This window comes from Actinomyces sp. HMT 175 (assembly GCF_016694895.1).
In the GTDB taxonomy this organism is placed as follows: Bacteria; Actinomycetota; Actinomycetes; order Actinomycetales; family Actinomycetaceae; genus Actinomyces; species Actinomyces oris.
Window position 1 is genome coordinate 1,529,609 of sequence record NZ_CP068012.1, and the last position, 13,230, is coordinate 1,542,838.

The window sequence follows — 13,230 nt, forward strand, 5'->3', positions numbered from 1 at the left end:
CCTGGTGGGAGCAACATCACCCTCCGCTCGAGAACGCCCGATCGACATGTTTGAAACTTCTTTCTACCAGGGGGTTTCCAACCCTCAAGAACTCTGGTACGCTCGTACCAATCCAGTACAGGCGTACTACTTCGACAATCAGAGCGCGTGATGCGCGTCATGATCCACATCGGTGACACAGTGCTGTGTCAGAGAGGGAGTCATGGAATTTTCCGTAGATTCCGAAATCGGGAAGCTTCGCCAGGTCATCCTGCACCGACCCGGCAACGAGATGCTCCGACTCACTCCGCAGAACAAGGACCACCTCCTGTTCGATGACGTGCTGTGGCTCGAGCGGGCCCAGGAGGAGCACGACCAGTTCGCACGAGTGCTGACCGACCGCGACATCGAGGTGCTCTACCTCAGCGACCTGCTGGCTCAGACCCTCGAGGTGCCCGAAGCCAGGCAGTACGTCCTGGACCGAGTCGTCAACGAGAACACCAACGGCCCCAGTGCCGCCGAGCCGCTGCGCGCCCTGGCTCAGGGGCTGTCCGGCGCTGAGCTGGCCGAGGTGCTCGTTGCCGGGATCACGAAGGCCGAGCTGCTCGAGCGCATCTCCTGCCCGGACTCGCTCGTGCTGGCCTCCATGGACGACGACGACCTGCTTCTGCCGCCGTTGCCCAACCACCTCTTCACTCGCGATACGTCTTGCTGGATCTACAACGGGGTGTCCATCAACTCGATGATGATGCCGGCCCGCCAGCGCGAGACCATCAACTACGAGGCGATCTACCGCTGGCACCCTCTCTTCGCCGGCTCCGACTTCCCCGTGTGGTCCGAGGGCACGCAGGCAGGCCCCGCCACCGTGGAGGGTGGAGACGTCCAGATCATCGGCAACGGCGCCGTTCTGGTCGGAGTCTCCGAGCGCACCACCTCGCAGGGCATCGAAAGGCTTGCCAGCCGACTGTTCGACGGAGGCACGGTGAACCGGATCGTCGCCGTCGAGATGAACCGGACGCGCGCCCAGATGCACCTGGACACGGTGATGACCATGGTCGACGTCGGCACGTTCACCATCTACGGCGGCCTGGGGAAGCTGCCGACGCTCACGCTGCGCCCAGACGGAGACAGGCAGATCAGCGTCACGCGCAACGCCCCCGTGGACATGTACCGCGTCATCGCCCAGGCTCTGGGTGTCGACGGGCTCAACGTTCTCATCACGCCCCAGGACTCGATGGCCGCCGCCCGTGAGCAGTGGGACGACGGCTCCAACTCCCTGGCCATCGCCCCCGGTGTCATCGTTACCTATGAACGTAACGTCAACACGAACGAGTACCTTACTTCCCATGGCATCGAGGTCCTGACCATTCCCGGTTCGGAGGTCGGTCGCGGTCGCGGTGGTCCACACTGCATGAGCTGCCCGACCCTGCGGGACCCGCTTGCCTGAGTCGGCCCTGGCCGACGCATAAGAAGAACTGTCAGTACATCACCACACTGGACGAAGGAATCCTCATGTCCCACCCCCTGCACAACCGCAGTTTCCTCAAAGAGCTTGACTTCACGGCTGAGGAGTGGAGCTCCCTGCTTGAGCTGGCCGCCCAGCTCAAGGCGGACAAGAAGGCCGGCCGCGAGGTGAAGCGCCTGGCCGGGAAGAACATCGCTCTCATCTTTGAGAAGACCTCGACGCGTACTCGCTGCTCCTTCGAGGTGGCGGCCTATGACCAGGGCGCACAGGTCACCTACCTCGACCCCTCCGGTTCCCAGATGGGCCACAAGGAGTCTGTGGCGGACACCGCCCGGGTGCTGGGTCGCTTCTACGACGGCATCGAGTTCCGCGGCAAGAAGCAGGAGCACGTCGAGGCCCTGGCTGAGCTCTCCGGCGTCCCGGTGTGGAACGGACTGACGGATGAGTGGCACCCCACCCAGATGCTGGCCGACCAGCTGACCATGCTGGAGCACGCAGACAAGCCGATCGAGAAGATCTCCTTCGCCTACCTGGGCGACGCGCGCAACAACGTTGCCAACTCGCTGCTCATCTCGGCGGCCCTCATGGGGATGGACGTGCGGATGGTGGCCCCCAAGGAGCTGCAGACCTCTCCCGAGGTGGTGGCTCAGGCTGAGAAGCTGGCCAAGGACAGCGGCGCTCGCATCCTCATCACCGACGACGTCGCCGAGGGCGTCAAGGGCGTCGACTTCCTCTACACCGACGTGTGGGTCTCCATGGGTGAGCCCAAGGAGGTCTGGGACCAGCGCATCGCTCTGCTCGCGCCCTACCAGGTCAACGCCCAGCTGGTGGAGGCCACCGGCAACCCGGACGTGAAGTTCCTCCACTGCCTGCCGGCCTTCCACGACCGCAACACCACGGTGGGTGAGGACATCTTCGCCAAGACCGGCATGGAGGGCCTGGAGGTGACCGACGACGTCTTCGAGACCGAGCGCAACGTCGCCTTCGACCAGGCCGAGAACCGTATGCACACCATCAAGGCCGTCATGGTCGCGACCCTGGGACAGTGGGACTGACTTGTGAGAATCGTCGTCGCCCTCGGAGGAAACGCCCTGCTGCGTCGGGGGGAGAAGCCCGACGCCAGTACCCAGATCCGCAATGTCGAGATCGCGGCCCACGAGCTGGCCAAGCTGGCGGAGAAGCACGAGCTGGTCCTGACTCACGGGAACGGCCCCCAGGTGGGTGTCCTGGCCCTGCAGTCCGCCAATGACGAGCGCCTCTCCGAGCCCTACCCCTTCGATACCCTCGGTGCCCAGACGCAGGGCATGATCGGATACTGGCTGCTGCAGGCCATGCAGAACGCCCTGCCCGGTCGCCACGTGGCCGCCATGGTCAATCAGACCCTGGTGATGGCCGGTGACCCGGCCTTCTCCAACCCCACCAAGTTCGTCGGTGAGGTGTACACCAAGGAGGAGGCCGAGAAGCTGGCTGAGGAGCGGGGCTGGGTGGTCAAGCCCGACGGCGAGCACTACCGCCGCGTCGTCGGCTCCCCCATGCCGCAGCGCGTCATCGAGACCCGTCTAGTGCGCACACTGCTGGATGCCGGCGCGATCGTCGTCTGCTCCGGGGGCGGCGGTGTGCCCGTCGTCCGCAGCGAGGAGGGCAAGCTCAAGGGTATTGAAGCCGTCATCGACAAGGACCTCACGGCGTCGGTCATGGCCGAGGCCCTGGAGGCCGATGCGCTTCTTATCCTCACGGACGTTGATGGAGTGTTTCGGGACTTCGGGACCGAGAACCAGAAACAGGTTCCGAGGGCGACGCCGGCAGAGCTGCGGTCCATGGGACTTCCCAGTGGTTCCATGGGACCAAAGGTTGAGGCGGTGTGCCGATTTGTTGAGCTGACTGGCGACATGGCGGCAATCGGGCGCCTCGAGGACGCCGTTTCCATCATTGAGGGCCATGCAGGGACTATCGTGACTCCCGGGGGAAACTACGGGGGGCCGGACGATATCCATCCCCCGATTCCCGAGCAGCTCGACACGCGCATCCGCAGGGCCTGACCGGCGCAACGGCATCGGTCTTTCAAGGAGGTGGTGAACACCCTTAACCCACAATGACCGTGCCACGGTTCAGCAATCATTCTTATACTCAGATACTCCTACGGCTACATTTGCAGTTCGTTCAGAGTAGAATGACAATGTTGAGCCATAGACACATCACTTGTCTTCATTCACTCATCACACATCGAGCACAAAGGAGTGACTTACTCATGACGAAGATCGTCAACTCTTGGAACGACTTCGACCCTCTCAAGCGTGTCATCGTCGGACGCGCCGACTTCTCGGTAATTCCTCCCGAGGAGCCCGCCACCTCTGAGAAGGTGCCGATCGACTCCGAGATGCGCGGAATGTGGGGCCCCCGCCCCACCGCCACCGTTGAGGCCGCCAACGAGCAGCTCGACAACTACGTCAAGATCCTCGAGGGTCTGGGCGTCCAGGTGGACCGCCCCACGCCGCTGCAGTGGAACCAGGCCATCCAGACGCCCGACTTCCGCACGGAGTCCGGCTTCACCCAGATGCCCCCGCGTGACATCCTGCTCACCATCGGTGACGAGATCATGGCGTCGGCCAACTCGTTCCGCTGCCGCTACTTCGAGTACCTCGCCTACTGGCCCCTCATGAACCAGTACTTCGAGGAGGACCCCGAGTTCAAGTGGACTCAGGCCCCTCGTCCGCGGCTGACGGACAAGTCCTACAAGCACAACTACTACGACGAGCGGATCTCCCTGGAGGAGCGCCTTGAGCGCACCGCCGCCAAGGACTTCGTGACCACCGAGTTCGAGCCGATGTGGGACGCCGCCGACGTCATGCGCGTGGGTAAGGACCTGTTCATCCAGCACGGTCTGACCACCAACCGCAAGGCGATGGAGTGGTTCAAGCGCTACTACCCGGACCTGCGGGTGCACGCGGTGAACTTCCCCGGCGACCCCTACCCGATCCACATCGACGCCACCTTCGTGCCGCTGCGGCCCGGGCTCATCATCAACAACCCGCACCGCCGCCTGCCCGAGGAGCAGCGCAAGATCTTCGAGGCCAACGACTGGCAGATCGTCGAAGCAGCTCCCCCGGCCCACGAGGTTCCGCCGCCGCTGTGCTACTCTTCGGTCTGGCTGTCCATGAACTGCCTGGTCATCGACCACAAGACCGTGTGTGTCGAGGCCAGCGAGGTCCACCAGATGGAGCAGATGGACAAGCTCGGCATGAATGTCATCCCGGTTCCCTTCCGCGACGCCTACGCCTTCGGCGGTGGTCTGCACTGCGCAACGGCCGACGTCTACCGTGAGGGTGGCTGCGAGGACTACTTCCCCAACCAGGTCGCTGACCCGACTCTGGTCTGATCTCAAGGGTGCGGGGCGGCGGCTCATGGGACCGGGCTGCCGCCCCGCACCTTTCCCGGCTCTGCTCTTCGCAGCGCGGTCAGCGGACGCTCCATAGGACTGGGAAGGCCCACCTGACCGCGTGAGACCCGGCAAGGATGCCGGTCTGTCGTGCACGCCGGGGGAGAACTCAGGAGACACAACTGCCATGTCACAGACATCGTCCGCTGAATCCTCTGTCACAGAGTACGTCATGAACAAGAAGCTGGGCGCCATCGCCATGCTTCTCTCCGCCACCGGGATGGGGCTTGTCGGCACCATCAGTCGTGGCACGACCGCCGGCCTCGCTGACGCCGACAAGTCCGTCATCGGTTCGTTCCTGGCCTTCGGGCGCATGAGCGTCGGACTGCTTGGATTCATCCTCATCCTCGTTCTCACCGGGAAGGCCGGGTTGTTCAAGAGCACCCGTCTGAGCACCACCGTGATCCTGGGAGGTGTGAGCATCGGCCTGTCCCTGGGCTGCTACATCTCCTCGACCCTGATGACGACCATTTCCAACGCCGTCTTCCTCATCTATACAGGACCCCTGTTCTGCGCACTGCTCGCACGCATCTTCCGCAAAGAGAAGATCAGCGCGCTCTCCGGCATCTTCCTGTCGCTCGTGTTCATAGGAATGCTGCTGACCATTGGAATCATCGACTTCAAGAACGGGAGTCTGACTTTCGGACTGGATCTGTCGGCCACAACTCCAGAGTTCCCTCAGAAGAGCCTAGGGGATCTTTTAGGCCTGCTGTCCGGCGTCTTTTACGGTCTGGCACTGTTCTTCTACGGGTACCGCAAGGATGTCGATTCGATCGTCCGCGGTGTGTGGAACTTCTTCTGGGCCGCCTGCGCAACGCTGGTCATGTCCATCGTCTTGCGTCCTTGGCACGGCGTTTCCACCTTCACCGCCACTAACTGGATGTGGGCAGTGGCCCTCTTCCTCGTCTGCGGCCTCTTCGCACTGGGGTTCCTGGTCGTTGCAGGACGCAACCTGCCCGCCGTTGAGTACTCGACGATCTCCTACTGGGAGTGTCCGGTCGCCATTCTGTGCGGCCTGCTCGTCTGGGGAGAGAAGCTCACGCCCATGGGGATGATCGGTGGACTGCTCATTGTCGGTGGTGGGTTGGCCCCGATCATTGTCGATGCCACCGCCCGGAAATCACGTGCCTCCACGTCCTGATCCTCCTGCGATCCTGTCTGCCTGCGTCAACTCCCAGCGGGCAGGCAGGATCACAGGTAGAATCATCAATGTCTCACCTTGAGATGACTATTACGTCATCGTCGACATCCACCGAGCCGGAGCCATAGGCCATGAACACCTCCCACTCAGGAAGCACGAAGGACCATCATCTGGACTCAGAACGAAGTCTCGCACTGAAGCGTGCAGCGAAGGCGAGCTTCATCGGCAACTTCATTGAGTGGTTCGACTACGCCTCGTACGGATACCTGGTTACCGTCATTGGTCACGCTTTCTTCCCTGCCGCTGACAAATCAGTCCAGTTGCTCTCGACATACGCAGTATTCGCGATGTCCTTCATTCTGCGCCCGATCGGAGCCGTCGTATGGGGGGCATGGGGAGACCGTTGGGGGCGCCGTTGGGCACTGTCCTGGTCGATTCTTATCATGTCCGGATCGACATTCTTCATCGGTCTCCTTCCCACTTATGCGGCTATCGGCATGGCAAGTGCTATCGGCCTCCTTGTCCTGCGAATGATTCAGGGATTCTCCGCCTCCGGTGAGTACGCGGGTGCCGGAACCTTCCTTGCCGAGTACGCACCTCCGGCTCGACGCGGTATCTACACGTCACTGGTTCCGGCTTCTACAGCCTGTGGCCTGCTTGCCGGCTCTCTCATGGTGACGGGCATGTTCTCGGTCCTCAGTGACGATGCCATGAATACCTGGGGGTGGCGAGTCCCCTTCCTTCTGGCGGGGCCACTGGGTCTCATCGGCCGCTACATCCGGGTGCACCTGGAGGACTCTCCCGCATACCAGGAGATGCGCGCGGAGATGCCGCAGGAACAGAAGGCCACCAGCTGGTCCGAGCCGCTGCGGCTGCTGCTGCGAGACCACCTGCATGAGACCCTCATTACCTTTGGAGTCTCCTGCCTCAACGCCGTTGCCTTCTACATGCTTCTCACCTACATGCCGACGTATGTTCACGAAGAGCTCGGGTTCTCCCAGGACACCTCCACTCTGGCTACCTCGGTGATGCTGGTCGTCTACATTGTGGCGATCTTCCTCATGGGGCACCTGTCGGACTCATTCGGGCGTCGTCGGATGCTCATCGCCGCCTGCGTCGCGTTCATTATGCTCACGATTCCGTTGTTCGTTGTGATGACGAAGGCTGCGGGCATGCTTGCAGCGGTCATCCTGTGTCAGATCGTGTTCGCTATAGCGTTGACAGCCAATGATGGAACTCTGGCCACCTTCCTGGCTGAGTCCTTCCCGACCAACGTGCGATACTCGGGCTTTGCCCTATCCTTCAATGGGGCCAATGCGCTTCTTGGCGGAACAACGCCGTTCATTGTCACATGGCTCATCAAGGTCACCGGTTCCCCCCTGGCACCTGCGGTCTATCTCACGGTGATCGCGCTGATCGCCATGGTGGCAATCTTCCGTTCTCGTGCGATTCATGGGTCGGAACTGACTGAGGAGCAGGCTCACTCCGAACTCTGACCCACTCACTGATAGCATGTGGCGACAGGTTGAATATAGCCTGCTTGCTCACGAGGTCATTATCACCGTCTTGTTACGGACTTCAACGCGTTGTCGTCGTAAGATGATGGGCATGGCTCGTACTGATGCAGATGACGCTGGAGAGGCAGCGAGTAGTGATACTTCCGTTCCCGCAGGCTCTCGCACGGAATCGCGAGTGACCCCGCGAGGTGAGGACCGTCGTCAGACCATCATCGAAGCCGCGGCGGCCATCATCCGTGAGTCTGGACCGTCCGCGATCAGCCACCGCAGTGTCGCCAAGCGAGCCGGGTGCTCCTTGTCCGCGACAACCTACTACTTCGACGGCTTGGAGGATCTCCTCCACCAGGCAGGGCTGGTCAACATCGGACTGTGGGCGTCTCGGGCGGAGCACGTCGCCGACCGGGTGGAGGCCTTCAAGGGCGTTCCGGACGTCCCCCAACGGGTGCGGTTCATCCTCCAAGCGACTCTTCCCGCCCATGGCGCCTACTTCGGGCACTATCTTCAGCTCATCTCAGCCAGCCAGGCATCACCGGTGAAGCACGCCTACCGTCAGGGGCGGCAACGTCTCAATGCCGCACTGCGCCGCGTGCTGCGCCAGCTCGACAGCCCGCTCGAACCGGAGATGGTCATCGCTGTCGTGGATGGTGCTGCGGTCACCGCGCTCAGTGAGGGGTGGAACGTCAAGTCCACCGCCGCAGGGCTACTGACGGATCTCATCTCCTTGGCCCATGGCATGCCGCCCTTCCAGGCGCCTGGTGGCACAGTGAGCGCTGCGTCGCCTCATGGCTCCCCTGCCACACCGGCCGTCGCTGCGGTGACAGGTAGCACCGCCGACTAGTGCACCATCCGAGCGGGTCTGCCTCCCGCCTCGATGTTGATGGCCCCTCACCACAAACGGGTGGGATCGAGCTCAACACGAACCGGCTCCTCGCGGTGGGCTGATCGGTCGCGCAGTCGTACCCCGAGCATGGTGGCAAGCGCCTTGCCACGTGACAGCGGAGCGCGCACCAGGGCCCTGGCCGCGCCGGGGAGCACCTGGCCGTGAACGGGCGGTGGAGCCACCGGGCCGAGCACCTCAAAGCCATCGGCGTCGGCCTGAGCCAGAAGGGACTCCACGGCGTGTACCGGCCCGTCCAAGCGGGCCACTCGCCATGCGGGCGGTAGGTGCAGGTCGGCCCGCTCCAGAAGGTCTCTGCGGGCGAATCCGGCCTGGTCCCATCGCACGAGAGCCTGTGCCGCCACCGGATCCGGGCCTCCCAGAAGGACAACGCGGGCCGACGGCGCCGCCAGCACCACGGCATTGGACCACTGGCGCAATGCCTCGCTGGCAGCACCAAGATCGGGACGGGAGGACAGAGCGGCACCGTCGAGAAGTAGGACAGCCCGGAATCCGCCCTCGGCCACCGGCTCCGCCCCGGGCGTGGCCACCACGAGACGTGGCGCGTCGTCTACCTCGTCGACGACGCCGTGGGCCTCCCTGGCTCCTGAGACCACCACGGGGACGCCGGGAAAGGCCCGCCCCAGCTCCTCACCCGTACGCGTGGAACCGACCGTCGCCATCCTCAGTCCATGGCCGCCGCACTCGGGGCAGTTCCACCGCCCCACCGTACGAGCGCACCAACGGCAGGAGGTGCGACCCCGTTGATCCATCGCCAGCGGGCCGCCACAGACAGCGCACTGAGCGGCTTCGCGGCACCGGGCGCAGGCCACCAACGGCGCGTAGCCGGCGCGCGGCACCTGGATGAGAACCGGTCCGTCCTGCAGGGCCCGCCGCAGTGCTTGATGGGCGAGCGACGGGAGCCGGGCCGCCCCGGACGCACCCTCCCGGTCCAGCTCTGCCGGGCCAGGAACCTCCACACGAGGGACAACACCGCGCACAATGTGCCGTGGCGCAGCCAGACTCTGGCACCATCCCTGCTCGACGAGCGACTGTGCTTCCACGGAACGGCTGAATCCACCGATGAGCAGGCCGGCTCCATCCAACGTCGAGCGCAGGGCCAGGACTGTGCGCGTATGACTGTAGGGGGCGTGAGGCTCTTCCAACCGGTTGTCCCCGTCGTCCCAGACGACCGCCAGCCCAAGCCGGTGCACCGGGGCGAAGGCCGCCGCCCTGGTGCCGACGACCACCCGGGCTCGCCCCAGCAGGAGAGCCAGGAACGCCCGATAACGGCGCGCAGGACCGTGCTCGGCCGAGAGCACCACCACCGGTTCCCCCTCCAGGTCGCGCCTGAGCCGGGCTGCCAGGGTCTCAGCCTGATGGGTCGTTGCCACCACGACGACGGCGCCGCGAGAGCTCGCCAAGGTGGCCTGGACGGCTCGGGCCAGACACAGCTGCCACGGCGACACCACCGGGACGCGCCTGCCGTCGTCGTCCGACGAACGTGCTTCGGGCGGCTGCAGCTGGGCCGGCAGGGCGGACCAGACCGCGCGTGGAGCCTCACCGTGAGCCAGCCGTCTCAGGAACTCCTCACCACCGTCGTAAGGCTGCCAGCTGAGCTCACTTGAGGACGGCGGCTCCCAGGTGGGAAGTGCGAGGGGAGCCTTGTCCCTCTCAGCCTTCTCCGTGGTGGCGTGCCTGGCCGGAACCGCAAGACGGATGACGTCGGAGCGTGTTCCGCAGCTGCGGGAGGCAACGGCCTCGATGAGGCGACGCGAGCCCTCCGGCAGGACCGGGAGGTCGGAGACCACTCGCCGCAGAGCCGAGAGCCGGCCGATATGGGTGGTCGTGGACCCTCGCTCCCAGATCCATCCGCGCATCTCCTGCTCACCGAAGCGAACCATGACCCGGGTGCCAGGCAGGGCCTGCTGCGCCATCGCCACAGGAACCAAGTAGTCGAAGGTGCGGTCGAGGTGCGGCACCGGGGAGTCCAGGAGAACCCTGGCCACGGGGTCACGGACCCCGGCCACCGTCACTGTGCGCTGACCGGGCTCCGGCAGCTCCAGCAGCTCACCCTGCCTGCTGACGCCGTAACCACGTGCGGGGCCATCCGACGCACCGGAGGCAGAAGCGGCGTCGTCGTAGCCGATTGCCATACAACCCCTCGGAAGTCTCCCGCCCCGAGTACGCGGGACTCAGACGGCCTGGCGCAGGGCCTCGACACGGTCGGTGGCCTCCCAGCTGAAGCCGGGACGCCCGAAGTGGCCGTAGGAGCTGGTGGCGCGGTAGATGGGACGCAGCAGGTCGAGATCGCGCACGATCGCGGCCGGACGAAGGTCGAAGACCTCGTTGACGGCCTTCATGATGCGCTCCTCAGGAACGGCCGCCGTCCCGAATGTCTCCACGTAGACGCCCACGGGGTGAGCGGAGCCGATGGCGTAGGCCACCTGAATCTCACACCTTCTGGCCAGTCCGGCTGCGACGACGTTCTTGGCGACCCAGCGCATGGCATAGCTGGCGGAGCGGTCCACCTTCGAGGGATCCTTGCCGGAGAATGCGCCCCCGCCATGACGGGCCATTCCGCCGTAGGTGTCCACGATGATCTTGCGTCCCGTCAGGCCGGCGTCACCTGCCGGACCACCGATGACGAACTGTCCCGAGGGGTTGATGAGGACGTCGGTGTCGGCGGTGTCGAGCTCGGTACCGGCCTCTGCCTGGGCGGCCAGCACCGGCTCGATGACCTCCGTACGCAGAGCGTCGGTCAGCCAGGCACGAGTGCGGTCCGCGTCGTGCTGGGTGGAGATGACCAGGTTGTCCAGGCTCACCGGGCGCTGGCCGTCGTAGCCGATCGTCACCTGCGTCTTGCCGTCGGGGCGCAGTCCCGGGACGATGCCCTGCTTGCGCACGAAGGCCAGACGCTCCGCCAGACGATGAGCCAGATGGATGGGCAGGGGCATGAGGGCCGCGGTGTCGTCGCAGGCGTAGCCGAACATGAGCCCCTGGTCTCCGGCACCCTGCAGGTCGAGAGGATCGATGTCCGTGTCGTCCCGACGGGCCTGAAGGGACTTGTCGACCCCCGCCGCGATGTCCGCGGACTGCTGCCCGATCGATACCGACACACCACAGGAGCGAGCGTCGAAGCAGACATCTGAGGAGGTGTAGCCGATGGCGGAGATCTCCTGGCGAACGATCTCAGGGATCTCAACGTAGGCCCTCTCCGTCGTGACTTCTCCGGCCACGTGCACCAGGCCGGTCGTCACCATGGTCTCCACCGCGACGCGCGCGGTGGGGTCCTGCTCGAGAATGGCGTCGAGAATCGCATCAGAGACACGGTCGCAGATCTTGTCCGGGTGACCTTCAGTGACCGACTCGGACGTGAACAGACGTAAGGAGGAACTCACGCACCCATCGTAGTCACCGCCGGAACTGATCCGTCGTGGCGTTACCCACGAAAATGCGGAAGCCGGCCCTCAGGCCCCATTCACCAGGTCAGCGGTCAGAGAGATGAGAAGGCGGGCGACGTCCATCTTGCTGCCCTGTCCACGCGCGACTTCAGCGCCGTGGGCATCCAGGACGACGACGGCGTTGGGGACGTCTCCGAAGCCGAGCTCCTCCCCCACCGCGTTGACCGCCAGAAGGTGTGCCCCTTTTCGGCGGGCCTTGGCCCTGCCGTGGAAGAGCACGTCACCGTTCTCGTCCCCGGTCTCGGCGGCGAATCCGACCACGATCTGTCCGGGCCGAGGCGGGTCGCTCACCAACCCGGCCAGGATGTCCGGGTTGGTGGTGAGCTCAATGGACATGGTCGGTTTGCTGAGGGGCTCCTCGCCGGCGGGCGCCTGCTTCTTGAGCTTGGTGGTGGCCACGGTGACGGGCCGGTAGTCGGCGACGGCGGCAGCCATGATGACGGCGTCGGCGTCGCGGGCGGCGTCGCGCACGACACGGAGCATGTCCGCGGCGGTACCGGCCGCAACAACGCTCACCTGCGCAGGCAGGGCCTTGAGCAGGTCGGAGGCCACGTGCGCCTGCACCAGGGTGACGCGGGCTCCCTGCTCGGCAGCGGCCGCCGCCAGAGCGCAGCCCTGGCGTCCTGAGGAGCGGTTGCCGAGGTACCTCACCGGATCGATGGGCTCGCGTGTACCGCCGGCCGAGATGACGACGTGCCGTCCTTGCAGACTCTTGTCGCCCTCCCCCGAGGCCTCCTGCGCTCCCGCGAACCCGGCGGCGGCATGTGTCAAGGCGGCCAGGGACTGCGACACGATCTGCTCGGGTTCGGGCATCCGGCCCACTCCGGAGTCCTTGCCGGTCAGGCGCCCGCTGTCCGGCTCGATGACCGTCAGACCACGCTCACGCAGCAATGCCACGTTCTCCCGGGTGGCGGGGTTGACCCACATCTGGGTGTGCATGGCCGGCGCCAGGACGACGGGGGCCTGGCAGGTCAGTATCGTCGCGGTAAGCATGTCGTCGGCCCGTCCTACTCGTACCCGCGCCAGTAGGTCCGCCGAGGCCGGAGCGACCACGACGAGCTCGGCCCACTCGGCCACGGCCACGTGCTCGACGGCGGCCGGGTCATCGAAGACCCCGGTGGATACCGGCTTTCCACTGACCGCCGCCAGAGCCGGAGCACCGATGAACCTCAACGCCGACTCGGTGGCCACCACCTTGACCTCGTGCCCGGCCTGACGCAGCAGTCGAACGACGAAAGGGGCCTTGTAGGCGGCGATCGACCCGGCGACGCCGACGACGACGCGCCGTGGCCGCTTAACGGCGGTCACGGCGCGTTCAGTCACAGCAGTGTGCGGCTCGTCCATGGCGAGC

Annotated in this window: 10 protein-coding genes; 7 read left to right on the forward strand and 3 right to left on the reverse strand. The window is 64.9% G+C overall.

What is annotated here, in order from left to right; translation table 11 throughout:
* Nucleotides 1–202 precede the first annotated feature (202 nt).
* The 7 genes from JJJ14_RS06535 (at nucleotide 203) to JJJ14_RS06565 (ending at nucleotide 8,376) form a co-directional block, all read left to right on the forward strand.
* Nucleotides 203–1,426, forward strand: a complete 1,224-nt coding sequence (locus tag JJJ14_RS06535; RefSeq protein WP_201443639.1) for an arginine deiminase — start codon at nucleotides 203–205, stop codon at nucleotides 1,424–1,426.
* 65 nt (nucleotides 1,427–1,491) lie between these two features.
* Nucleotides 1,492–2,499, forward strand: a complete 1,008-nt coding sequence (gene argF / locus JJJ14_RS06540; RefSeq protein WP_201443640.1) for an ornithine carbamoyltransferase — start codon at nucleotides 1,492–1,494, stop codon at nucleotides 2,497–2,499.
* Nucleotides 2,500–2,502: 3 nt separating this feature from the next.
* Nucleotides 2,503–3,483, forward strand: coding sequence for a carbamate kinase (arcC, locus tag JJJ14_RS06545; protein WP_004564868.1), 981 nt, complete (start codon nucleotides 2,503–2,505; stop codon nucleotides 3,481–3,483).
* 209 nt (nucleotides 3,484–3,692) lie between these two features.
* Nucleotides 3,693–4,820: a serine/threonine protein kinase gene (locus JJJ14_RS06550; protein ID WP_201443641.1), complete on the forward strand. Its 1,128-nt coding sequence runs from the start codon at nucleotides 3,693–3,695 to the stop codon at nucleotides 4,818–4,820.
* A 187-nt stretch (nucleotides 4,821–5,007) separates the two neighbouring features.
* Nucleotides 5,008–6,021: a DMT family transporter gene (locus tag JJJ14_RS06555; protein WP_201443642.1), complete on the forward strand. Its 1,014-nt coding sequence runs from the start codon at nucleotides 5,008–5,010 to the stop codon at nucleotides 6,019–6,021.
* Between the two features lie 131 nt (nucleotides 6,022–6,152).
* The gene (locus tag JJJ14_RS06560; RefSeq protein ID WP_201443643.1) at nucleotides 6,153–7,517 is read left to right on the forward strand and encodes an MFS transporter; all 1,365 of its coding nucleotides are present in this window, start codon (nucleotides 6,153–6,155) and stop codon (nucleotides 7,515–7,517) included.
* Between the two features lie 196 nt (nucleotides 7,518–7,713).
* A complete protein-coding gene (locus tag JJJ14_RS06565; protein ID WP_201443644.1) occupies nucleotides 7,714–8,376 on the forward strand; it encodes a TetR/AcrR family transcriptional regulator in 663 nt (220 codons plus the stop codon).
* A gap of 47 nt (nucleotides 8,377–8,423) precedes the next feature.
* On the opposite strand, the gene JJJ14_RS06570 is transcribed toward JJJ14_RS06565, so the two are convergent.
* From JJJ14_RS06570 to coaBC, 3 genes are all read right to left on the reverse strand, one after another.
* Complete coding sequence (locus JJJ14_RS06570; RefSeq protein WP_201443645.1) at nucleotides 8,424–10,571, reverse strand: primosomal protein N'; 2,148 nt, start codon at nucleotides 10,569–10,571, stop codon at nucleotides 8,424–8,426.
* 39 nt (nucleotides 10,572–10,610) lie between these two features.
* Nucleotides 10,611–11,816 carry a methionine adenosyltransferase gene (metK, locus tag JJJ14_RS06575; RefSeq protein WP_004564862.1) on the reverse strand — a complete coding sequence of 402 codons (1,206 nt, stop codon included), beginning with the start codon at nucleotides 11,814–11,816 and terminating at the stop codon, nucleotides 10,611–10,613.
* Nucleotides 11,817–11,885: 69 nt separating this feature from the next.
* Complete coding sequence (coaBC, locus tag JJJ14_RS06580) at nucleotides 11,886–13,223, reverse strand: bifunctional phosphopantothenoylcysteine decarboxylase/phosphopantothenate--cysteine ligase CoaBC (protein WP_201443646.1); 1,338 nt, start codon at nucleotides 13,221–13,223, stop codon at nucleotides 11,886–11,888.
* Nucleotides 13,224–13,230 lie beyond the last annotated feature (7 nt).